The sequence below is a fragment of the Phreatobacter sp. genome (assembly GCF_016793595.1).
Classification (GTDB): domain Bacteria; phylum Pseudomonadota; class Alphaproteobacteria; order Rhizobiales; family Phreatobacteraceae; genus Phreatobacter.
Window position 1 is genome coordinate 297,092 of record NZ_JAEULY010000004.1, and the last position, 22,728, is coordinate 319,819.

21 protein-coding genes and 1 tRNA gene are annotated in these 22,728 nt (G+C 68.2%); 10 read left to right on the forward strand and 12 right to left on the reverse strand.

Annotation, left to right across the window (positions count from 1 at the left end; all coding sequences use genetic code 11):
• Positions 1-18: 18 nt before the first annotated feature.
• From JNK84_RS05500 to JNK84_RS05510, 3 genes are all read right to left on the reverse strand, one after another.
• Positions 19-1,605: an FAD-dependent oxidoreductase gene (locus JNK84_RS05500; RefSeq protein ID WP_293421373.1), complete on the reverse strand. Its 1,587-nt coding sequence runs from the start codon at positions 1,603-1,605 to the stop codon at positions 19-21.
• Between the two features lie 81 nt (positions 1,606-1,686).
• Positions 1,687-2,001, reverse strand: a complete 315-nt coding sequence (locus JNK84_RS05505; protein ID WP_293421375.1) for a hypothetical protein — start codon at positions 1,999-2,001, stop codon at positions 1,687-1,689.
• A 33-nt stretch (positions 2,002-2,034) separates the two neighbouring features.
• A complete protein-coding gene (locus JNK84_RS05510; RefSeq protein ID WP_293421377.1) occupies positions 2,035-3,372 on the reverse strand; it encodes a DUF2865 domain-containing protein in 1,338 nt (445 codons plus the stop codon).
• A gap of 250 nt (positions 3,373-3,622) precedes the next feature.
• On the opposite strand from JNK84_RS05510, the gene JNK84_RS05515 reads away from it, so the two are divergent.
• The 6 genes from JNK84_RS05515 (at position 3,623) to JNK84_RS05540 (ending at position 9,099) form a co-directional block, all read left to right on the forward strand.
• Positions 3,623-4,573, forward strand: coding sequence for a 4-hydroxy-tetrahydrodipicolinate synthase family protein (locus JNK84_RS05515; protein ID WP_293421379.1), 951 nt, complete (start codon positions 3,623-3,625; stop codon positions 4,571-4,573).
• Positions 4,574-4,584: 11 nt separating this feature from the next.
• Positions 4,585-5,553: a Bug family tripartite tricarboxylate transporter substrate binding protein gene (locus JNK84_RS05520; protein WP_293421381.1), complete on the forward strand. Its 969-nt coding sequence runs from the start codon at positions 4,585-4,587 to the stop codon at positions 5,551-5,553.
• Positions 5,554-5,643: 90 nt separating this feature from the next.
• Positions 5,644-6,543, forward strand: coding sequence for a MurR/RpiR family transcriptional regulator (locus JNK84_RS05525; RefSeq protein ID WP_293423488.1), 900 nt, complete (start codon positions 5,644-5,646; stop codon positions 6,541-6,543).
• Positions 6,540-7,871, forward strand: a complete 1,332-nt coding sequence (locus JNK84_RS05530) for an aspartate aminotransferase family protein (protein WP_293421383.1) — start codon at positions 6,540-6,542, stop codon at positions 7,869-7,871. Before JNK84_RS05525 ends, JNK84_RS05530 begins: the two co-directional genes overlap by 4 nt.
• A gap of 22 nt (positions 7,872-7,893) precedes the next feature.
• Complete coding sequence (locus JNK84_RS05535) at positions 7,894-8,919, forward strand: amino acid ABC transporter substrate-binding protein (protein WP_293421385.1); 1,026 nt, start codon at positions 7,894-7,896, stop codon at positions 8,917-8,919.
• 105 nt (positions 8,920-9,024) lie between these two features.
• Positions 9,025-9,099: transfer RNA gene (locus JNK84_RS05540), tRNA-Val, on the forward strand.
• A gap of 121 nt (positions 9,100-9,220) precedes the next feature.
• On the opposite strand, the gene JNK84_RS05545 is transcribed toward JNK84_RS05540, so the two are convergent.
• Entirely contained in the window at positions 9,221-9,700 is a 480-nt protein-coding gene (locus tag JNK84_RS05545) for a hypothetical protein (protein WP_293421387.1), read from the reverse strand.
• Positions 9,701-9,944: 244 nt separating this feature from the next.
• On the opposite strand from JNK84_RS05545, the gene JNK84_RS05550 reads away from it, so the two are divergent.
• Positions 9,945-11,474 (forward strand): helicase HerA domain-containing protein, encoded by a 1,530-nt coding sequence (locus JNK84_RS05550; protein ID WP_293421389.1) that lies wholly within the window; start codon positions 9,945-9,947, stop codon positions 11,472-11,474.
• Positions 11,475-11,720: 246 nt separating this feature from the next.
• On the opposite strand, the gene JNK84_RS05555 is transcribed toward JNK84_RS05550, so the two are convergent.
• The 3 genes from JNK84_RS05555 to JNK84_RS05565 form a co-directional block, all read right to left on the reverse strand.
• Positions 11,721-11,924, reverse strand: coding sequence for a ribbon-helix-helix domain-containing protein (locus JNK84_RS05555; protein WP_293421391.1), 204 nt, complete (start codon positions 11,922-11,924; stop codon positions 11,721-11,723).
• Between the two features lie 185 nt (positions 11,925-12,109).
• Positions 12,110-13,870: a methyl-accepting chemotaxis protein gene (locus JNK84_RS05560; RefSeq protein WP_293421393.1), complete on the reverse strand. Its 1,761-nt coding sequence runs from the start codon at positions 13,868-13,870 to the stop codon at positions 12,110-12,112.
• A gap of 112 nt (positions 13,871-13,982) precedes the next feature.
• Complete coding sequence (locus JNK84_RS05565; protein WP_293421395.1) at positions 13,983-14,666, reverse strand: HAD-IA family hydrolase; 684 nt, start codon at positions 14,664-14,666, stop codon at positions 13,983-13,985.
• Between the two features lie 161 nt (positions 14,667-14,827).
• Between JNK84_RS05565 and JNK84_RS05570 the strand changes: the two genes are divergently transcribed.
• A complete protein-coding gene (locus JNK84_RS05570) occupies positions 14,828-16,300 on the forward strand; it encodes an NAD-dependent succinate-semialdehyde dehydrogenase (protein ID WP_293421397.1) in 1,473 nt (490 codons plus the stop codon).
• A gap of 65 nt (positions 16,301-16,365) precedes the next feature.
• Here JNK84_RS05570 and JNK84_RS05575 read toward each other — a convergent pair whose 3' ends face one another.
• Both JNK84_RS05575 and JNK84_RS05580 read right to left on the reverse strand, forming a co-directional pair.
• Positions 16,366-17,904, reverse strand: coding sequence for an ArnT family glycosyltransferase (locus tag JNK84_RS05575; protein WP_293421399.1), 1,539 nt, complete (start codon positions 17,902-17,904; stop codon positions 16,366-16,368).
• Between the two features lie 18 nt (positions 17,905-17,922).
• Positions 17,923-18,555 carry a LysE family translocator gene (locus JNK84_RS05580; RefSeq protein WP_293421401.1) on the reverse strand — a complete coding sequence of 211 codons (633 nt, stop codon included), beginning with the start codon at positions 18,553-18,555 and terminating at the stop codon, positions 17,923-17,925.
• A gap of 153 nt (positions 18,556-18,708) precedes the next feature.
• Here JNK84_RS05580 and JNK84_RS05585 point away from each other — a divergent pair, with 153 nt between their 5' ends.
• A complete protein-coding gene (locus JNK84_RS05585) occupies positions 18,709-19,059 on the forward strand; it encodes an antibiotic biosynthesis monooxygenase family protein (protein ID WP_293421403.1) in 351 nt (116 codons plus the stop codon).
• Positions 19,060-19,065: 6 nt separating this feature from the next.
• Here the strand turns inward: JNK84_RS05585 and JNK84_RS05590 are convergent, their stop codons facing one another.
• The 3 genes from JNK84_RS05590 to JNK84_RS05600 form a co-directional block, all read right to left on the reverse strand.
• A complete protein-coding gene (locus JNK84_RS05590; protein WP_293421405.1) occupies positions 19,066-20,058 on the reverse strand; it encodes a Bug family tripartite tricarboxylate transporter substrate binding protein in 993 nt (330 codons plus the stop codon).
• 127 nt (positions 20,059-20,185) lie between these two features.
• Entirely contained in the window at positions 20,186-21,178 is a 993-nt protein-coding gene (locus JNK84_RS05595) for a hypothetical protein (RefSeq protein ID WP_293421407.1), read from the reverse strand.
• Positions 21,099-21,503, reverse strand: coding sequence for a DUF971 domain-containing protein (locus JNK84_RS05600; protein ID WP_293421409.1), 405 nt, complete (start codon positions 21,501-21,503; stop codon positions 21,099-21,101). Before JNK84_RS05600 ends, JNK84_RS05595 begins: the two co-directional genes overlap by 80 nt.
• Positions 21,504-21,667: 164 nt before the next feature.
• Here JNK84_RS05600 and moaA point away from each other — a divergent pair, with 164 nt between their 5' ends.
• A complete protein-coding gene (gene moaA / locus JNK84_RS05605; RefSeq protein ID WP_293421411.1) occupies positions 21,668-22,693 on the forward strand; it encodes a GTP 3',8-cyclase MoaA in 1,026 nt (341 codons plus the stop codon).
• The last annotated feature ends 35 nt before the right edge of the window (positions 22,694-22,728 follow it).

Genomic DNA, 22,728 nt, shown 5'->3' on the forward strand with positions numbered 1-22,728 from the left:
CGGCCCAAGTCCCTGACGTCAGAATCCTTTTGCCCGACGAAGCGCCGCGGCGATCCCGCTGCCGTCGAAGGCGCGCCAGCGCGCCGCGAGATGACCATCGGGCCTGAGCAGGAAGACCGCGCCGGGCGTCGCGTCGAAACGGGCCGCGAACAGCCCCTCGGCATCGTGGAAATCACGACACGCCATCAGCATGGCGCAGCCCGCGACCGGCTCCGGCGCTTCGCCGGTGACGATCAGCGTGAACCGGGCGTCCACCAGCTCGCTGAGATAGCCCCTGCCGCCGTCAGGCCGCTCCACCGGCACGTCCGGCACCGGCGCGCCGAGGCGGGCCGTGCCGGCCCATTCCGCCCCGTCCGGCGTCGATAGCGGCGTGTCGTAGGTCGACGGCACGGACAGGCGGCCGGAATTGACCATGCGCTTGGCGAAGCCGGTCCCGGCGGCAAGCGCGAGCACGGCATCGCGCAGCCGCACCTCGCCCGGCGAGGGCGGCGCGATGAAGTCGGTGGCGCGGGTCGAGTTCATGATGTTCTCGTCGGCCGCCGCGCCGCGCTCCAGATCATAGGTCGCGATGAGGCCCGGCCCGGCCTCGCCCTTCAGGACCAGAGCCAGCTTCCAGGCGAGGTTCTCCGCGTCCTGCACGCCGGAATTGGCGCCGCGTGCGCCGAAGGGCGAGACCTGATGGGCGGCGTCGCCCGCGAAGATGACGCGGCCATGGGTGAAGCGTTCGAGCCGGCGGCATTGGAATGTGTAGACCGACACCCATTCGAGCGCGAAATTGTCGTGGCCCAGCATGCGCCGGATGCGCGGCACGACATTCTCGGGCCGCTTCTCGACCTCGGCATCGGCGTCGCGGCCAAGCTGGAGGTCGATGCGCCAGACATCGTCAGGCTGCTTGTGCAAAAGCGCCGACTGTCCCGCATGGAACGGCGGCTGGAACCAGAACCAGCGCTCGGTCGGGAAGTCGGCGGTCATTTTCACGTCGGCGATGAGGAAGCGGTCGTCGAAGACCTCGCCCGCGAAGTCGAGGCCCATCAGCGCGCGGATGGGCGAGCGCGAGCCGTCGCAGGCGATCACCCAGTCGGCGGCCAGCGCATAGGGACCGTCCGGTGTCTCGATGGTCAGGCGCGCGCCATCAGCGTCCCGCGCGATGCCCGTGACCTTGTTCCGCCAGCGCATGTCGATGAGGTCGGACAACTCGCCCGCGCGCGCCGCCAGCGCCGCCTCGACATAATATTGCTGGATGTTGATGAAGGCCGGCATCTTGTGGCCGGTCTCGGGCAAGAGGTCGAAATCGTAGAGTTCGCGGTCGCCGAGGAACACCCGCCCCCGCTTCCACGTCACGCCCCTGGCGACCAGTTCGTCACCCGGGCCGAGGCGGTCGAAAATCTCCAGCGTCCGTTTGGCGAAGCAGATGGCGCGGCTGCCCTCGCCAATCCGGTCGGCATCGTCGAGCAGGACGACGCGAACACCCGCCAGCGCAAGGTCGATGGCGACCGACAGGCCGACCGGCCCGGCGCCGACCACGACGACGGCATGGCGCGCGGCCTCCGCCCGATCCTGGTCAGGCGACCGGCGGTAGGCGAACTGGAACCTCGGCGCGTCCAAGGGCGGCTCCCGGAATATCGATTGGTTGCATTTGCAACCAATTCCTTCTGCCCTATTGGCCGGGCAGCGTCCAGACGGCCGTCAGGACTGGCTGCGGACAACGGCGGCGGCGGTCTTGAAGAAGGCGCTGGCCGCCCGCGACATCATATAGAAGACGATCAGCGCGATGACGAACTCCAGCCCGCGTCCCCGCTTCCAGAGATAGCCGTAGAAGCCCCAGGAGATCAGCGGCCAGCGCTCGGCATAGGGCGCAAGGCCGCGCGACCAGGGTCTGAGCAGGAAGGCGCGTTCGGGAAGATTGAGGTCGGCGGCGACCCAGCGCGGCCAGAACGAGACGAGCCAGAGGCCGGACGCGATCAGCGCCAGCCAGACGAGAAGGTGGGTCAGGAAGTCCATTGGGGGGCCGGCAGGTCAGGGATCGAGGAATTGTCAGCCGCCGCTCGGCGCGACCGGCGCATCGGCGCGCGGCGCGAGCAGCGGCCCGATGATCCGCACCGGACGCCGCTCCAATTCGAGCGGCGCTTCGTCGGCCGGCGGTTCTGTTGCCGGCTCGGCGGCGGGCGCGGCTCCACGGATTTCCGCCGCCTCCGCCGCCGGGGCCGGGCGAATGCGGCCGTCGAGCCCGATCGTGCCGCGCGGGCGGCCGTCGGAGGCGCGCGAGCGATCGGCCCTGCCCTGCCGCTCGGCCTCGCGGCGCGCGCGCTCCGCTGCGGCGAACTCCTCGCGGGCGGCCTGCCGCTGCCCCGCGGGCATGGAAAGCAGCCGCGCCTGCTCGGCGGAGATCACCTGATCGCCTGTCCTCAGCGTCGGATCCTGCCGGTGCGAGAAGGCTTCGGCCCATGAACCGTTGCGCGGCCGGCAGGTGCAGGCCGCGTCGAAACGCTGGCGAAAGCGCAGGGCATTGGGCAGCGCCGTGTAGGGGCTGCCGCTCATCGACACTGCATTCTCGATCTGGTCGTCGCGCATCCGGTAGAGCGCGACCTCGGCGCCCGGGCACTGCATCTGGCACATCTCCTCCTGACCGAGCGTCGCGCCGGGGCGGGCGGAGGAGGTCATGGGGAAGAAAGCACCGTCGCAGAGGCGCACGCAGACCGCGCGGTGGCCGACATTGCGCGGCCGCTGTTCGCCATCCGGATCCTCCGGGCGGAGCGTTTCCTCCGGCACCGGCTCGACATAGTTCGGTTCGCCGCGCGCGGGCTCGCGGCGCGCGCCGAAGAGATGCTCGATAAAGCCGCCGAAGCCCGCCGACGGCTCGGCGCGATAGGCCGCCTGCGGCCGACCGTAATCCGGCGTCCGGTATTCGCGCCCCGGCTGCGCCTGGCGCGTATCGGAGCCGCCGCCGCGACAGCCATTGGCGTCGAAGGCGGCGAGCAGGCGCGCGCGCTGCTGGGCCCGTCCGGCCGTCTCCATGCCGCCACCGCCCGCCTGAGCCTCCAGCTGCGCGAGGTTGGCGCGCATCTGCCGGATGCGCCCGTCGAGAGCCGAGCACTGGCCGCTCTGGAAGAAACCGCCGCAGCCGGCGGCCTGATAGCGACCCTGGGCCGTCGCGATCTCGGCGCGCTGGCGCTGCGCGGCCACCGCAAAGCGCCGATTGGTTCCACCGCCGGACGGCGCGGAATCGAGCCTGGCGATCTGGGCGCGGATCTGGCCGCAGATGCCGCCGGCCTGCGCCCATGCGGAATCGGGCGCGATGGAAGCTGCCGCGCCGCCGAGCGTCGCGAGCAGAACCGCCGCCAATTGCCGCCCGAGCGCCGGAAAAGCCACCATTCCTCCCGCCAATACCATCAGGCGCGACACTATCCGTGCGCGCCTGACCGCCAGTTGATCAAGCCCCGTCATGGTGAACAAGGGGTAAAGACCGCGGCTCTTTTCGGGCCGCGACGATGCGCCGGAGGGGATGCGGCCGAACGCCACGCCCGCCGGACACGCCGCCCATGCATGCGTGCTGCCGTGCAGCATCCGCTTGACTCGTGCAAGCCTGCGGCGAACCATCGCCCATCACTTCTTCGAGGTTGCCATGTCGTCCGCCCCAGCCAAACTCCTCACCGGCTCCTTTGTCGCGCTGGTCACGCCTTTCGACCGCACCGGCGCGGTCGATTTCGGCGCCTTCCGCGAACTGCTCGCCTTCCACCGCGAAAACGGCACCGGCGCCATCCTGATCATGGGCTCGACCGGCGAGACCTCGCTGCTTTCCCCCGAGGAGAAGAAGGCGATCATCGTCGAGACCGCGAAGATGAAGACGGCTGATATGCCGATCTTCTACGGCCTGACCGGCAACAACACCGACACGACCATCGCCAATGTGAAATTCGCCAAGGATGCGGGCGCGGATGGCGGCATCCTCGCGGCACCGGCCTATATCTGCGGCTCGGAGAGCGACATCGAGCGGTTTTTCCTCGACGTGGCAGATGCCACCGACCTGCCCCTCGGCATCTACAACAACCCGCCGCGGGTGAAGACGGACCTCCACTGGGACAACCTGATCCGCATCTTCAAGCATCCGAACTACGTGGTTCACAAGGAATCGACGACGCGGGTCGGCCAGGTGGCGCAGATCCTCGCGGCGCGCACCGACGTCTCGGTCATGTGCTGCGACAGCCCCAATCTCGGCCTCGTCGTGCCGACCATGAGCCTTGGCGGACATGGCACCGCCAACATGACCGGCAATCTCGCCCCGGCGGAGCTTGCGACCATTTCCAAGCCCTGGACGAGCTACGCCGAGGCCGAAGGCTTCAAAAACGCCTATCTCGGGCTGCTGCCGTTGCTCCACTACACCTACTCGGCCATCAACCCGGTGGCGGTGAAGAGCCTGATGAAGGCGGTCGGCCTGCCGGTCGGCGACCTGCGCCGGCCGCTGACGAACCTTGAGGGCGAGGCGCTGGCCAAGGGCGTGCGCGTCATCCAGGAGCTCGGCCTCGACAAGCGCTACGGCTATCGCATCAAGCCCGTCTCGGCGATCGCCGCCTGAAGGAGCATTCCATGGACCGCCGTCTTTTCCTCGCGGGCGCGGGCGCGCTCGCAGCCTCCACGCGCGCGGGCGCGCAGGGCGCCTTCCCTTCCCGCGGCATCACCATGACGGTGCCGCATGCGCCGGGCGGGCCGGTCGACTCGGTCGCGCGGCTGGTGGCGCAAGGGCTGGAGCGCGAGCTGCGCCAGAGCGTCGTGGTCGAAAACCGCGCCGGCGCGTCGGGCGTGGTCGGGGCGGGCTACATCGCCAAGCAGCCGCCGGACGGCTATTCGCTCTATTTCAACGCCTCGATCCACATCGTGAACCCGCTGACGCGCAAGGAGCCGGCCGGCTTCGACGCGATCAAGGACTTCACGCCGATCTTCAAGGTGGCGCGCGGGCCGGTGGTGTTTTCGGTGCCTGCCTCGCTCGGCGTCAACACGCTGGCCGAGTTCATCGCCAAGGCGAAGGCCGAGCCGGACAAGATGAACTTCGCCGTCTCCGGCTTCGGTTCGGCCGGCCACATGTCAACGGAGCTGTTCCGCCTGCGTTCCGGCGTGAAGCTGCCGCTGGTGCTCTACCGCGGTGGCGGACCGGCCGTGAACGACCTCGTCGCCGGCCACGTCTCGGCCTTCCTCGACCCGATCCTCTCGGCGCTGCCGCAGATCCGTGGCGGCCGGGTCAAGGCGCTGGCGATCGGCGCGAAGACACGCAGCCCCCACCTGCCGGATGTCCCGACTTTCGCCGAGCTCGGCTTTCCCGGCATCGACCTCGACACCTGGTACGGCGTCTGGGGCCCGGCCGGCATGCCGGCGCCGGTGATCGCCACGCTGGAGGACGGCATCCGCAAGGTCGCGATGTCCGATGCGTTCAAGGGCCGCCTCGGCGATCTCGGCTTCGAGCCGGAGGCGCTGAACTCGGCCGAGTTCTCCCGCTTCATCGACACCGAATATGCCCGTTACGTGGCGCTGGTGAAGGAAGCCGGCATCGAGCCGCAATAGGGACGCCCCTTCGCTACGAAACATTCGTATCGTTCCTGATAATGTGAAACAGGTGTTTCATTCTGCCGCGAGCCTGCTAGCTTGCTGCGCATGGATCAGGCGACGCTCAGCGACAGACTGGCGGCAAGCTTCGACGACCTGCCGGAACAGCTTCGGCAGGCGGCGCGGTGGGTGCTGGATCATCCGGCCGATGTCGCGCTCCTGACGACACGCGAGCAGGCGCGTCGCGCCGGGCTCATGCCGGCGACCCTGACCCGCCTCGCCCAGCGGCTGGGCCTGTCCGGCTACGAGGAACTGCGGCGGCTGTTCGCCGTGTCGATCCGGCACCGGCCCGAGAGCTTCCATGGCCGGGCCGCCGAACTCATCGCGCGACGCGACGAAGAGGGTGACGCGGCGCTCGCCCAGGACATGTTCGCGGCGTTGCGCGACCATCTCGGCGCCTTGTCGAGCCCGGATTCCATCGCGAGGCTCGAGCGGGCGGCGGAGCTCATCGCGGGTGCCGACAGGGTCATCTGCTTCGGCCTGCGCTCGGCCTTTCCCGCCGCCTTCATGCTCGACTATGTGCGCCAGCTCATCGGCGAGGCCTCGGTGCTCGCCGACGCCGCCGGCGGGCGCGGCATCGATGCCCTGCGGGAGACGGGTCCGGGCGACGTGCTGTTCTGCGTCTCGGTGAACCCCTATACGCGGCTGACCGTGCAGGCCGCGAAGTTCGCCAAAGCCCGCGGAGCGCGGGTGGCCGCCGTCACCGACAGCGCCCTGTCGCCGCTGGCCAAGCTCGCCGACGCCGTCGTTCTGGCTCGGACCGAGACGCCGTCCTTCTTCCACACGATGACGCCGGCTTTCGCGGCGGTCGAATGTCTCGGCGCGCTGGTCGCGGCGCGGCGCGGCCAGCCCGCTCTCGACGCGCTGGCGGCCAGCGAGACCCAGCTCGCCGCCTTCGACACCTATCTGCTTCCCCCCTCCCGCTCATCCGGACGACGCAAGCCATGACGCGCATCCTTCACCGCTCCATCGCCCAGGACTATCCGACCGCCGTCAGCGGCAAGGGCGTCACCATCAGGGATGCCGAGGGTCGCGACTACATCGACGCATCGGGCGGCGCGGCCGTCTCCTGCCTCGGACATTCCCATCCGGACGTGCTGGCGGCGATGCACGCCCAGCTCGACCAGCTCGCCTATGCCCATACGAGCTTCTTCACGACCAAGGTGGCCGAACAGCTCGGCGAGACGCTGATCGCCGACGCACCGGCCGGAATGGGCCATGTCTACTACGTCTCCGGCGGCTCGGAGGCGGTGGAGGCCGCGCTGAAGATGGCGCGCCAGTACTGCGTGGAAATCGGCCAGCCGCAGCGGACGAAATTCATCGCGCGGCGGCAGAGCTATCACGGCAACACGCTGGGGGCGCTCGCGGTCGGCGGCAACGAGTGGCGACGCAAGCAGTTCGCGCCGCTGCTGATCGAGACGCACCACGTCTCCGCGCCCTTCGACTATCGGGGCCGGCGGGCCGACGAGAGCCCGGAGCAGTATGGCGAGCGGCTGGCGCAGGAGCTGGAGGCCGAGATCATCAGGCTCGGCCCGGACACGGTCATCGGCTTCATCGCCGAGACGGTGGGCGGCGCGACCGCCGGCTGCATCACCGCGCCGCCGGGTTATTTCAGGCGGGTGCGCGAGATCTGCGACCGGCACGGCGTCCTGCTGATCCTCGACGAGGTCATGTGCGGCATGGGCCGCACCGGCACCCTGCACGCCTGCACGCAGGAAGGCGTCGCGCCCGACCTGATGACTATTGCCAAGGGCCTCGGCGGCGGCTTTGCTCCCATCGGCGCGGTTCTGGTGGCAGACCGGGTATTCGATGCGTTCAGAAGCGGCTCCGGCATGTTCCAGCACGGCCATACCTATCTCGGCCATCCGCTGGCCTGCGCCGCGGCGCTCGCGGTGCAGACAGTGATCAAGCGCGACAGCCTGCTGGACAATGTGAAGGCTCAGGGCGCGCATCTCGCCCGCCGCCTCAACGAGCGCTTCGGCAATCACCACCATGTCGGCGACATACGCGGACGCGGCCTGTTCCAGGCCATCGAACTGGTGGCCGATCGCGGCACGAAAGAAACCTTCGACCCGAAGCACAAGCTCAACGCCCGCATCAAGCGCGAGGCCATGGCGCGCGGCCTGATGGTCTATCCGATGGGCGGCACGGTCGACGGCGTCCACGGCGACCACGTGCTCATCGCGCCCCCCTTCATCGTCGATCATTCAACGATCGACGTGATCGTCGACCGGCTGGCGGAGGCCGTCGATGCAAGCCTTCAGGACATCGCCTGAACAGTTCCAGAGGAGAACAATCATGAAGAAAACAATCGCTGCGGCCCTGATCGGGCTTGCAGGTCTTGTGGCGGGAGCTGCCCAGGCGCAGACCGTCAACGTGCTGGACCGCATCAAGCAGCGCGGGTTCCTGACCTGCGGCGTCCATACCGGCCTTCCCGGCTTCGGTTATCAGAACGACCAGGGCCAGTGGCTCGGCCTCGACGTCGACCTCTGCCGCGCGGTGGCGGCGGCGATCTTCGACGACCCCACCAAGATCCGCTTCGTCCAGACCACCACGCCGACCCGGTTCATCGTGGTGCAGACCGGCGACGTCGACATGCTCTCCCGCAACGCCACCTATACGATGGCGCGCGACACCGGCATGGGCATGGCCTGGCCGGTGATCAACTTCTTCGACGGGCAGGGCTTCATCGTCCGCAAGTCGCTGGGCGTCACCTCGGTCAAGGGGCTCAACGGCGCGACCATCTGCGTCACGCAGGGCACGACGACCGAGCTGAATCTCGCGGACTATTTCCGCGCCAACAACCTCAAATACGAGGTGGTCAGCTTCAAGACTAACGAGGAGGGCGTGAAGGCGTTCGAGGCAGGCCGCTGTGATTCGTTCACGACCGATTCCTCGGGCCTCGCGGCGGAGCGCCTGAAATTCGCCAATCCCAATGACTTCGTGATCCTGCCCGAGCTGATCTCGCGCGAGCCGCTCGGACCGGCGGTCCGGCGCGGCGACGAGAACTTCACGGCCGTCGTCCGCTGGGCCCACTACGCCATGCTCAATGCCGAGGACATGGGCGTCACCCGCGCCAATGTCGATCAGTTGAAGGCATCCTCGACCAGCCCGGAAATCCGCCGGCTCCTGGGGCTCGACGGCAAGTTCGGCGAGGCGCTTGGCCTGCCCAACGACTGGGCCTACCGGATCATCAAGCATGTCGGCAATTACGGCGAGGTCTTCGACCGCAATGTCGGCGCCGGTTCGCGCCTTGGCCTGCCGCGCGGCCTCAACGCGCTGTGGAGCCAGGGCGGCCAGCAATATCCCTACCCGATCCGGTAAGGGGCAAGCCGCAGCTATCAGGCACGGACCGGAAGCGGTCCGTTCTTGACACCGACGACGGGGAGCCGCTAGGAACGCGGCTCCCAATTCGCCTCGCGGCGATACGGGCGCGTAGCTCAGCGGGAGAGCACTCCCTTCACACGGGAGGGGTCGCAGGTTCAATCCCTGCCGCGCCCACCATTCCATTTGAAATCAAGAGCCTAGGTACTGCTTTCGGCTGGTGGAACATCCAGGTGGGCAACGGCGCGGCTCGAGACCAAGCGGCGAGCCTGGCACCGCCGGCCCAAGGAAGCCGCGTGGCCTAGCGCCGCCCCGACGAATGACCACCGCCACCGCCCATGGCCGGCCCGACCCGGGCGCCGGAATGCTGGCCGGAGCTATTGACGGTCGGTCCACGCGGCGGAGTTGCCGTCGAACCCGGCAGGTAGGGGTTCTGATAGCCGGGACTGCGCGGTCCGGGGGGCCGGTCGCCACGATGATCCTGATAGTGGCTGCCCTGGCCCGACGGCCGCGCGGGAATCCAGCGCGGGCGATTCGGGCTGCTGTTGCCGCGATGGTCCTGATAATGCCCGTCGCGCGAATAGAAGACGCCGTTTCGCCAATACCCGCCACTCTGCGCCTGCGCCGTCTCGGCGAGGAGCATTCCGGCGGAAAGGCTGAGTCCGAAGATGATTGCACCGCACCTGAGAACCCCGGCTGCCGGCATCTGCTCCTCCTCGTGTTCGACCGGGTCACAGGTTCCGGCCAGTCCTATGTCGCAGCATGCGTGGTGTTGGTTCATCAGCCCGTTCCGGAAAGCAGTCCGAATTTACGCTTCCTCCTGATTTGAGCCCGCACGCGCCGGAGCGAGCGGGGGCACCCCATTCAACGCCCGGCCTGGCGCACGGGCAACTCACCGCCCGATACCGCCCTGCCGGCAGGCTGCCCACCATTTCCTGTGGGTTGCCGACAAGCCCCGCGCCCGCCGCCGGCCGCCGGATGCTAGGAAGGCGCCGCCCCTTCGGGCGGAGGACGGAAGAATCGGCATGAAGGTCCAAATCGACATGGGGTCGCAGCCCTCCGGGCCGGCGGCCATGCTCGATCTCGAGGAGCTTCTGGCGACCCGCCTGCTGGTTCAGGGCAATTCCGGGTCCGGCAAGTCGCACCTGCTGCGCCGCCTCATCGAGCAGAGCGCGCCGTGGGTGCAGCAATGCATCATCGATCCGGAAGGCGATTTCGTCACATTGGCCGACCGTTTCGGCCATGTCGTCGTCGATGCCGAGCGTCCGGAAGTCGAGCTGACCCGCATCGCCGGTCGCATCCGCCAGCACCGCGTCTCGGTCGTGCTCAATCTCGAGGGCCTCGACGTCGAGCAGCAGATGCGCGCGGCGGCAGCCTTCCTCGGCGGGCTGTTCGATGCCGAGCGCGACCACTGGTATCCGGTTCTCGTGGTGGTGGACGAGGCGCAACTCTTCGCGCCTGCGGCTGCGGGCGAGGTCTCGGACGATGCGCGCAAACTCTCGCTCGGCGCGATGACCAATCTGATGTGCCGGGGCCGCAAGCGCGGCCTTGCCGGCGTCATCGCCACGCAGCGCCTCGCCAAGCTTGCGAAGAACGTCGCGGCCGAGGCGTCCAACTTCCTGATGGGCCGCACCTTTCTCGATATCGACATGGCGCGTGCGGCCGACCTCCTCGGCATGGACCGGCGGCAGTCCGAGATGTTCCGTGACCTCGTGCGCGGTGATTTCGTCGCGCTGGGGCCCGCTCTCTCGCGCCGACCGCTGCCGGTGACCATCGGCGCCGTGGAGACCGCGGCGCGGTCGACCAGTCCCAAGCTGACGCCGTTGCCCGACCACCCCGAGCCGGCCGACGCACGCGACCTGATCTTCACGCCGGGCGCCGAGGAAAAGCAGCCGATCCTGCTGCGGCGGCCGCCGCCTCCGGCACCGCCGCCAACCGCCGACATCCTCGCCCAGCTTGCCCAGCACCGGGCCTCGGCGGCCGCGAGCCCGCCGGAACCGGCCGCACCGGCCATGCCGGAGGCCGAACGCGTGGCGCTGATCGACGCGGTGCTGCGCGACATTCTCGCCGACCCCGATGCCGGTTTCCGCAGCGTGGCCGTGCTCTATCAGGACTTTCTCGTCCGCTGCCGCATCCGCCGCGTCCCCGGCGAGCCGCCGACGCTCGCGACGTTCCGCCGACGCCTCGCCGTGGCGCGGGCCGGCGTCGATACGGCGGCCGAAGGCGACGAGGTCTGGGCGCGGGCGCTGGACCTCTCGGCCAGCCTGCCGGACGAACTGCAGGGCGTGTTTCTGGTCATCGCGCGCGCAGCCCTGGCGGGCGAGCCCTGCCCGTCGGATGCGACCATCGCCCGCATCTACGGCAGCCATTCGCCGAGCCGGGCGCGCCGTCTCATCGACTATTTCGAGGAGCGCGGGCTGTTCGTCGTTCGGCCGGACATCCGCGGACAGCGTATCATCGCCCTGCCCGACCTCGGCTGCGAGACGGGGCCGGGCAATCCCAAGGGGCCTGAGGCCGTCGCGGCGGCTCCCATGCTGACGGCGGACGAACCCTGACCCGGATCGCGCTGGAACAGTCGGCCTGCGACGCGGGTCGCCTCGCATGTCCGGCCGCGACGACAAGAAGCCCGCCGATCCCGCGAGCAAGCCTCCCGAAGGCCCGCACGCGAAGTCGCCGCTGACCGCTCCCTAGAAGGCGACGGCCTCGGGAATGGGGCCGAAGCGGACCCAAGACAAGTGAAACCCCGACCGGGTGATCCCGACCGGGGCGCTTCGGTTGCCGGTAAAATGCCGCGAGGCCGCTCAGCCGTCGTTGGCGGCCTGCGGCCAGGTCGCGGGCGGTTCCGCCGGGCCGCGCCAGCTCAACATCAGTCCGTTGCCGACCGCCCAGGCGCGAAGCGCCGCGAGCATCGCGTCGTTGCGCGAGACAGCCGGGCTGTCTTCCTCGATGAAGCGGTCGACGGCCGCGAGGAGATCCGGCGGCAGTTGAAGGCTGATCATGGTCATGCGTCGCCCCTGCAATAGGCCCCGTTCACGGGAACTATCCACCAGCGCTGATGGACGCATGGTAAACGGCGGGAGGGTTTTGCGCGGATGCGGTTGACCACGCCCTAACGCTATTCCGCGCATTTGATCCGTCAGCGGCGACGCCTGCCGTCGAATGGCGCCGGCATCGGCCATCCGGCGGCGGATCACAGCTTGTAGGCCATCCTCAGACCACCCCAGTGCTTGCCGGCTATGCGGATCGGCGCGTCGATCTCCTTCATCATCACCATCGTGCCGTTGCCCATGTCGCGGGCATAGGACTGGATCAGGAAGGGGCGGATCGAACGGGCCGCCGAAAGACCCGCACGGTCGTCGAAGATGCGCCTGTTGCGGGAGTTCGCCATGTTCCAGGCGGGATCGTTCGGCTTCTGCGGGTGCGAGTAGATGCGGTTATGCACCGGCAGATAGGCATTGCGGTCGACCGCCGCGCAGAAGGCCATGCGCTTGTCGGTCGCGAGCCATCGCTCCTGGATTGCGGGAAGGATGTCCTCCAGCACCTTCAGATAGCGCGTGGTGTACTGGACCGGATTGGTGCCGGAGATGGGCGCGTAATCGTTGTCGAAGAAGTCGTCGACCGCGATCCGGCCCGCGGCAATCGCGCCTTCGCAGGCCGCGGCAATTTCGGCTGCCACCTGCTGGGCGGTCTCCACCTTGCCGGAATCGGCGGCGCGCAAGCCTGCAAGCCGGTCGTCCACCGCCGCGCGGACCTTGTCGCCAAGGCGCTCGAACTGGCAGTGCAGGCCAAGGCCGGACGTGCCGACCAGCTTCACGCGGATCTGGCCGATGCCGTCGACCGTGCAGTCGTAGCTCTCGCCGACCGAAAATGGCTTGGCATCGGCGACGGCGAGCAGCATGCCGCCGGCCGACAGATCGACGGTGCGCGCCTGCGCCGCGCCCTTGCGGCCGGCAATCCGCACGGGGATATCGACCGGCAGGCGGTCGTCGCCGCGCCGGTCGCCGATTTCTGACTGGCGCAGGAAGATGGTGAAGCGCGAACGCAGCTTTCCGGCCAGCGCCTGCGCCTCGCGGCCCGCAGCATCCGCCTCGGCGGAGGTGCCGGTGGCGTCGTTGGCGGCGCGATCGATGGCCGCAGCCTCCGCCGAAACCGTCTCGATGAAGCGGGAGGTATCGGAAGCGGAGCGGGAGATCTCGCTGATCGTGGCGACCTGCTGGTCGACGGCGCTGGCGACCGAGGCGAAGACCGGCCGGATCGCCTCGACCGCCTCGGCGATCTGGTGAACGGCGCCGATGGAAGCCTGGCTGTCGGACTGAAGCTGGGCGATACGGCGCGCGATCTCGTCGGTCGCCCGCTGCGTCTCCTGGCTGAGGTTCTTCACCTCGTTGGCAACCACCGCGAAGCCCTTGCCAGCCTCCCCGGCGCGGGCGGCCTCGATGGTGGCGTTGAGGGCGAGCAGGTTTGTCTGCCGGGCGATCTTGGCGATCAGCCCGACCACCTGGTCGATCTCGGTGGAGGAGGCGCGCAGGCTGTCGACGCTCCTTGACGCCGCGCCGGCCGCGGCGATGGCGCCCTGCGTCAGTTGCGTCGCCTGATGGACCTGGCTGCCGATCTCGCCGGCGCTCTGAGCGAATTCCTCAGTCGCGGCCGCGAGTTGCCGCGAATTTTCGGTGGCGCTGGCGGTCATCTGGTCGAGGGCGCGGGAGCGATCCCGGATGCCGGTCAGCGCGTGCATGGCAGCCGCAGTGCCGTCGTGGACGCGGTCGGCGGAGGCCGAGACGTCGCGGATCACCTTCATCAGATCGGACTCGACGAGGTCGAGCGTGTGGCGGACCTGCGCGATCCGGTGGCGCAGCAGTCCGGCCTCCGCGTCGGCCGCCGGCGCCTCGAACTCATGCACGACATCGCCGGGCGGCGCGGGCCGCCCCTTCAGCAACTGGCCAAAACCCATCGGTCGTCCCCCGGCCGCCCTTCGTGGGGCAGGCACATTGCCGGCAGGCTAGTCGAACATGGTAAATAGCCACTTAAATGCAGATTTCTCCAAGATTTATCAGGCGAAAGTATTACGCCATAGAAACGGGGGTCAGAAGGCGCGCCACGGCGGCCGGAAGCTCGTCGTAGTGGCCGATGATCGCATCGGGCCCGAGCTGTTCCAACGGGATCGCGGTATAGCCGCCGGCAAAACCGACGACCGGCACGCCCGCTGCCTGCCCGGCCCGGATATCGGGCTCGGCATCGCCGACCATCACCGCGCGAGTGGAATCGCCGCCCGCGTCGCGGATGGTCATCAGCAGATGGCCGGGATCGGGCTTGCGCACCGGATAGGTGTCCGAACCCGAGATGAAGGCGAAGCGGCGGGTCATGTCGAGTTCGTCCAGCAGCAACTTTGCCAGACGCTGGATCTTGTTGGTGCAGACGGCAAGCACCATGCCCTCGGCCGCCAGCCTGTCGAGCGCCGCGAGGATGCCGGGGAAGGGCCGGCTGTCGCGCGCGATGCGCTTCTCGTAGGCTTCGACATAACGGTCGTAGACGCGCTCGACCTCGGCCGCTTCCCTGCCGCGCCCCTGGAGCCGCAGCGCCTTCTCGATCATCGGCCTCATGCCATGACCGATCAGCTTCTTCGCCTCGTTCAGGTCGACCGGGTGCAATCCTTCTTCCTCGAGCAGCCACGACAGCGTGCCGATCAGGTCGGGATGGGTATCGACGAGCGTGCCGTCGAGGTCGAAAACGATGGTGGGGGCGGTCATTGGTTCGGTCGGACCTTCCTGTCTCGCCCCCTCATGCCGGAACCCGCCGCCCCTGTCACCCGGCGTCGCGCCTGCGGCCCCCTGCCCTGCGCGAAACGGGATGCGGCGGATCGGGGCGGATGATAGAAAGCGCGCCTCTCATTCCAGCCGCGGAGGCCATGATGAACGCGCCCCTGAAGACCACGCCCCTGCCGCTCAAGGATCCGAGCCTCCTCAAGTCGCAGTGCTATGTGAACGGCGAATGGGTCGGCTCTCCCGTCGATCCGGTCATCAACCCCGCCACCGGCCAGACCATCGGCCATGTACCGCGTCTCGGCGCGAAGGAAGCGGCCGAGGCCGTCGACCATGCCGACAAGGCGTTCAAGCTCTGGTCGAAGAAGACCGCCAAGGAGCGCTCGAACATCCTGCGCAAGTGGTTCGACCTGATGATCGCCAACACCGACGATCTCGGCCTGATCATGACCTCCGAGCAAGGCAAGCCGCTGGCCGAGGCCAAGGGCGAGGTCGCCTATGCCGCGTCCTTCGTCGAGTTCTTCGCCGAAGAGGCCCGCCGGGTCTATGGCGACATCGTGCCGACGCACCGCAACGACCACCGCGTGCTGGTCGCCAAACAGCCGATCGGCGTCTGCGCGGCCATCACGCCGTGGAATTTCCCGGCGGCGATGATCACCCGCAAATGCTCGCCGGCGATCTCGGTCGGCTGCACCATGGTCGTGAAGCCCGCGCCGGAGACGCCGCTGACCGCGCTGGCGTTGGCCGAGCTCGCCCACCGCGCCGGCCTGCCCGCCGGTGTCCTCAACATCATCACGGGCGACGCCGCCCCCATCGGCAAGACCTGGTGCGAGCACCCGACCGTCCGCTTCATCGGCTTCACCGGCTCGACGCCGGTCGGCAAGCTGCTGATGGCGCAGGCCGCCGCCACCGTGAAGCGCGTCGGCCTCGAACTCGGCGGTAACGCGCCCTTCATCGTCTTCGACGACGCCGACATCGACGCGGCGGTCGAGGGCGCGATGATCTCCAAGTACCGCAACATGGGCCAGACCTGCGTCTGCGCCAACCGCATCTACGTGCAGGACAAGGTCCACGACGAATTCGTCGCCAAGTTCACCGCCAAGGTGCGCGAGCTGAAGGTCGGCAACGGCGTCGAGGCCGGCGTCATGCAGGGCCCGCTGATCAAGGCCGCCGCCATCGAGAAGGTCGAGGCGCATGTGAAGGATGCCGTCGCCAAGGGCGGCAAGATCGAAACCGGCGGCAAGCGCTCCGACCTCGGCTTCACCTTCTTCGAGCCGACCGTCATCTCCGGCGTGACCTCCGACATGCAGGTGACCCGCGAGGAGACCTTCGGCCCGGTCGCGCCGATCTACCGGTTCAAGACCGAGGACGAGGCCGTCGCGCTCGCCAACGCCACGCAGTTCGGCCTTGCCAGCTACTTCTATGGCCGCGATGTCGGCCGCATCTTCCGGGTCGCCGAGGCGCTCGAATACGGCATGGTCGGCATCAATACCGGCCTCGTCGGCGTCGATATCGCGCCCTTCGGCGGCGTGAAGGAATCCGGCATCGGCCGCGAGGGGTCGCATTACGGTCTCGACGAGTTCATCGAGATCAAGCTGATGATGCTCGGCGGCATCCAGTAACGCGGCACGGGTCGCGGATTTCGGGGCGGCGTCGCGAGGCGCCGCCCTTTTTTCGCTGCACCGCGTCAGCGCGCCACGGCGACGCTCACCGGCGCGCGCGATCTCAGCCCCTTCGCCGGCACGATGACGAGGTCGAGTTCAGGCCGGCCTCCCCGGCCGATGGAGACGCGCTCCGGCTCGCCGATCACCACGAACTGGCTTTGCAGCGCCTGCTGCTGGCGCGCCCATGTGCCGGCAAGGGCCACGATGAGGATGTCCGCGCCGAGATAGGCCCGCTGGACCTGCCGGAAGGCGAAGCCGCGCGGGTCGGGGCCGATGACCATGACGTCGGCGCGGTCGCCCACGGCGAGGTCGATCTTGCCACCCTCGTTCCAGGTCAGCGCGACGACGACCGGACCCGATCTCGGGCCGACGCCGCGCGCGACGAGCAGCGGGCGCAATTCCGTCCAGTTGAAGGCGTCGATGGTCGGGTCGGCCCGCACCGGCACGCCGAAGCGGGTGAGGATGCCGGTCGCACCGATCCCGCCGATGACCAGCGGCAGGGCCACGGCAAGGCCGAGGCACCATTTCGCCCAGGCGCCCGGCGACGGACTGGCGTCGGGGTTGGCGACCATCCATGCGCCGAGCAGGGGAAAGACGAAGAACCAGCCGGGCATGGGCCAGTGCGGCAGCGCCCAGCCCGACCAGAGCGACTGCACCGTGAAATAGAGGATCGTCGGCGCGGCCAGCGACAGGCAGAACAACACGCGCGGCTCGCGCAGGCGGGCAAAGCTGGCACCGAAAATGGTGGCGAGCGGCACGGCGATCCAGGGCGCCAGCCAGACGAACTGGCCGGCCAGCATCTGCGCGAAGGCGGCGAGCGTCAGCCCCCTGCCCCCGCCGCGCCCGGCCTGGAACTTCAGCGAGGCCCAGTCGTTGGCAAGGTTCCAGATGACGATGGGCGAGACGCAGAGAGCGGCCACCAGCGCACCGATGTAGGGAGCCGGATGGACGAGCCAGCGCCGATGCTCGGTGGCGATCAGGAAGACCGCCAGCCCGGCAATGACGAAGACCGCCGAGTATTTGGAGAGACCCGCAAGGCCGAAGCAGAGCCCCGCGAGCAGCCATGAGCGCCACGGCGACGGAGCCTCGTCCTCCGCGGGGAAGAACAGCCGCGCCAGCGCCAGCATGCCGCCCGCGAGGAAAAACAGCAGCGGCCCGTCCGGCACGATCCATGTGCCCGGCGACGCCAGAAAGAACAGCGAACAGTTCAGCGCCAGAACGGACCAGACGGCCGGCCAGCCGCCGAACAGCCGCTCGGTCAGGCGGAACATCAGCCATGACGTGCCGGCGAACATGACGATGAACGGCAGCCGCACGGCCCAGGTCGTGCCGAAGATCAGCATCGAGGCATGGGCCAGCCACAGATGCAGCGGCGGATGGTCGAAATAGGAGAGAGCGACGTGACGCGCCTGCCCCAGCGTGTAGCTCTCATCAACGCCGAAACCGAGCATGGCGGCGAAGGCGATGCGCAGCGCCGTGAATCCGGCGATCAGCGCCAGCGTGGCGCGCGCGGGATCTGCCGGCAGGCGGGCGAAGGGCGTGGCGGTCGCGGCGGCGCTCATGCCGCGCGGCTTAGCGGATCATGCGCGCCCGCGATAGCTCTGCACCGCATCCGTCACCGACTTGGCGCCGAACAGGACGAAGGTGAGACCGACGAGCCGCGTGACGATCAGCCCGCGCGTCATGAAGAAGCGCCTGACCGCCGGCAGGCCGGCGACGGCGACCAGGATCACGTCGGCGAGGATGAAGCCGAGGAAGGCGACCATCATGACCAGCGGCGCCATGTCCCAGGTCAGCAGGCCCGAATAGTGGCCGACCAGCACCGTGAACATGGCGACCGACACCGGATAGGCCTTCGGATTGGTGATGCCGAACACGAGGCCGGCCAGCAGCGGATGTCGGCCGCCGATGACCGTCGTGCCGGAGGCCTCCTTCGCCAGCATGGCCTTGACGCCAAGGAAGATCAGATAGGCGCCGCAGACGATGCCCAGCGTCTCGAACAGCAGGGGTCCGAGCTGGTTGACGCCGACGATGGCGGCGAGAGCCAGCGTGCCCCAGAGCACGTCGCCGACGAGATGACCGGTGACGAACCAGGTGCCGGACATGCGCCCCTCCTTCGCAGCCAGCGCGAAGAGCGCGAGGAAGGCCGGCCCCGGCGTCAGGACGTAGATCATCGCCGCGGCGAGGGTCGCGAAGAAAAGGCCGAAGGTCATGGGACGGCGCGGCTCCGAAAGGTTCGGCCGCCACCGGAACATGCATGGCCGTGCCCTGTCAAAAGCCGCTTGCAGGGTCACTCCGGTGAGCGGACTTTGCTATAAGGATCAGACAAGCAGGAGCGCGGAATTGCCGTGCTGGAGGACACGCCCATGATCGCGATCATCTTCGAGGTGCGGCCGGCCGACGGGCGCAAGGAGGCCTATCTCGACATCGCCGCCAAGCTGCGCGTGGAGCTGGAGAAGATCGACGGCTTCATCGCGGTCGAGCGATTCCAGAGCATCACCGATCCCGGCAAGATGCTGTCGCTCTCGACCTTCCGCGACGAAGCGGCGGTGACGGCCTGGCGCAACCACCCGATGCACCGCTCGGCGCAGGCAGCCGGCCGATCCGGCGTCTTCGCGGGATACCGGCTGCGCGTCGCCTCGATCATCCGCGACTACGGCATGGAGGAGAACCGCGATGAAGCGCCGGGCGACAGCCGGGCGCTCCATCACGCGTGAGTCGCATCAGTTCTGCAGCTTGATCTGCGCGGTATCGATGATCTGCTTGAACTTGGCCATCTCGCTCACCGACTTCTGCCGCATCTGATCGGGCGTCGAGGGGGTCGATTCCGCGCCCATCTCCTCGAAGCGCTTCACCACGGCGGGCTCGGCGAGAACCTCCTGCAGCGCCTTCGACAGCCGCTCGCAGATTTCCTTCGGGGTGCCCTTGGGCGCGACGAAGCCGTTCCACGAGGTGATGTCGAAGCCCGGCAGCGTGTCCGCGAGAGCCGGAATTTCCGGCGCGATGGCGGCGCGCTTCAGCGAGGTGACCGCGAAGCCACGGAGCGCGCCCGACTTGTAGTGCGGATAGGGCGAGGTGAAATTGTCGAAGGAGAGCTTGACCTCGCCGGTGATCAGGCCCTGCACGAGGCCTGCCGAGGAGCGGAACGGCACGTGCGTCATGCGCGTGCCGGTCAGCTGCATGAACAACTCACCTGACAGGTGGATCGACGTGCCGATCCCGGACGAGCCGAAATTCTCCTTGCCGGGATTGGCCTTCAGATAGGCGATGAACTCGGGCAGCGTCTGGGCGGGCACCGAGGGATGCACGCACATGAAATTCGGCTGCGACGAGGACAGCGACAGGAACTCGAAATCGTCGAGCGGCTTGAAGGGCAGCCGATCCCCGTACAGATTCGGGTTGATGCCATGGTTGGCGATCGTGGTCATGCCGATCGTATAGCCGTCATTGGACGCGCGGGCGGTCGCCGCGACGCCGACATTGCCGCCGGCGCCGGCCTTGTTCTCGATCACGAAGCTCTGGCCGAGCTTGACCGACAGGCGCTCGCAGACGATGCGGCCGATCACGTCGGTCGATCCGCCCGCGCCGAACGGCACGATGCAGGTCACCGGACGCGCCGGGTAGCTCTGGGCAAATCCTTCCGACGCCACGAAGGGCGCGGCACCGGCGCCCGCCGCGATTTTGAGCGCGGTACGCCTGGAGATCGAAGTCGTCATGTTTCCCCCTATGGAACTGATCCGGTCGCGGCCTTGGTGCCGTCGTTGGGGGGAAACTAGCACGCAAGTTCGCGACTTCAACCGCCCGGCCGCCCCGACCACGGCGCCCGGGGGCACCCGAACCGCGTCAGTCGAGCGGGCGCAGCTGCCGTGGCAGGGCAGCAAGATCGGCTTCCAACTCGCCGATCCGGGCGCGCAGGGCCGATTCGGCCTCGGTGCGGTTGGTGAACTCGGCGGTGTCGACGACGAATTTCTCGCCGCGCAGGAAGCCGGACTTCTTCACCGTCACGCCATTGGCGCGCAGGTCGTCGAGGACCTTCTGCGCCGCCGTGATCTTGGCGTTGATGCCCTTGTTGTGCTCCAGCGAGGTCTCGCGGTCGCGGGCGCGCTGCTCGCCGGCCAGCTTGTCGTTGCGCACCTTGATGCGCGCCTTGTAATCGGCCTGGTCGAGCCATTCCGTGCGCTGGCATACGAGCAGGAGCGAGGCCGTCGTGCCGGCCGCCCAGCCGAGGCCGAAAGCGCCGAGCACGGCTTCCGCCTCGCGGCGGTTGCCCTGGCGGACGACCTTCTGGTGCTCGTGATAGGTCAGGCTCTTGTCGAGCGGGACGACCATCTTGATCTCCCACTGGTCCTGATTGAGCTCGGCGATGACCTGGTCGAAGCGACGGGAAATGTCGCCGACATCAACTGTCACGGCGCCGAGGCTCCATTCCTTGTCGCCCTCGGTCTTGGCCCAGGAGGGGAACAGGTCGACGGTGAACTGCTTGGTCTCGATCCACGGGATCATCGGGGCGTTCTCGGCATTCGCGGAAACTGGGGCGTATTGGGCGGCGGGCATAGGCGACGGCGGCACGGGATCCGTCTCGGCCGGGTGCTGGAGCGTGAAACCGTCGACGATGGCCTCGGTCTCGTCATCGGCCGCGGCGCGCTGCTGGGAAAAGCCGTCGAGCGCGGCGGCCAGTTCGTCGAGCTTGGCGCGATCCTCGGGCGGCAGGTCCGCGGCGGCGCGATCCGCCGGCGAACCGTCGGCGGGCTTCGGATCACCGGCCCTGGCGGGCTCTTGAGCCTCCGGCGGCCGCGAGCCCGTCGAGGTAGCGCTTCCAGATGGCGTCGCGGTCACGTCCGAGCTCATAGAGATAATCCCATGAATAGATGCCGGTGGAGTGCATGTCGTCGAAGCTGAGGCGCACCGCGTAGTGACCCACGCGGTCGATGCCGATCAGTTGGACGTCCTGCTTGCCACCGATATATTTGCGTTCCGCCGGCGAATGGCCCTGAACCTCCGCCGACGGGCTCTCGACGCGCAGATATTCGGCATCGAGGGCGAAAATATGCCCGTCATCAAAGCTGACAGTCAGGCGACGGCGGTCTGCAGAGAGGCGCAGTTCGACCGGCCATGCGTGATGGCTGCCCGTCGCGCTCTCGACCGCGCTGATCTCCGCCATGGGGGCCTCTCCGTGCCGGATCGATGCAACCGATCAGGACTGGTAGCTGGTTCTCCCGGCATCTTCAACGCTGGCGGACGTGACGAACGCGGCAAGGTCACCTAAATAGAACAATGACAGGGCGCGCCCGGCCCGCTGGTCCGGCCGCCCCTTGGAAGCCTGCCATGTTCGACGATGTGTTCACGACGAAACCCGCGCTGATGATCGACCCGTTCGGCCGGTCGATCGATTATCTGCGCGTGTCGGTCACCGACCGCTGCGATTTCCGCTGCGTCTATTGCATGGCCGAGAATATGGCCTTCCTGCCTAAGAAGGACCTCCTGTCGCTGGAGGAGCTGGACCGGCTCTGCTCGGCCTTCGTCGACAAGGGCGTCAGGAAGCTACGGCTCACCGGCGGCGAGCCGCTGGTCCGCAAGGACGTCATGACGCTGTTCCGGTCGCTGTCGCGGCACCTGTCCTCGGGCGCGCTCGAGGAACTGACCGTGACCACCAACGGCTCGCAGCTCGCGCGTTACGCCGCCGACCTCGCGGCGCTCGGCGTGAAGCGGATCAACGTGTCGATGGACACGCTGGACGCCGCCAAATTCCGCGCCATCACGCGTTGGGGCGACCTTGCCGACGTCCTGCGCGGCATCGATGCGGCGCTGGCCGCCGGCATCCACGTCAAGATCAATGCCGTGGCGCTCAAGGGCGTCAACGAGGGCGAGATCGAGGACCTCATCGCCTGGGCGCATGGCAAGGGCATGGACATCTCGTTCATCGAGGTCATGCCGCTCGGCGATATCGAGCCGTCGCGCCTCGACCAGTATCTGCCGCTGTCGGTCGTGCGTGCCCGGCTGATGGACCGCTGGACGCTCACCGAGAGCGACCACCGCACCGGCGGCCCGGCCCGTTACGTCACCGTGAAGGAGACCGGCGGCCTCGTCGGCTTCATCACGCCGATGACCCATAATTTCTGCGAAAGCTGCAACCGCGTGCGGGTCACCTGCACCGGCACCCTCTATATGTGCCTCGGTCAGGAGGACGCCGCCGACCTGCGCGCGCCATTGCGCGCCTCGGAGAGCAACGACCCGCTCTTCGCCGCCATCGACCGCGCCATCGCCCGCAAGCCAAAAGGGCACGACTTCATCATCGATCGCCGCACGCGCCGCCCCTCGGTCGGCCGGCACATGAGCATGACCGGCGGATAACCGAAAACGCGCGGTTTTCGCAATTTTGTTTCATC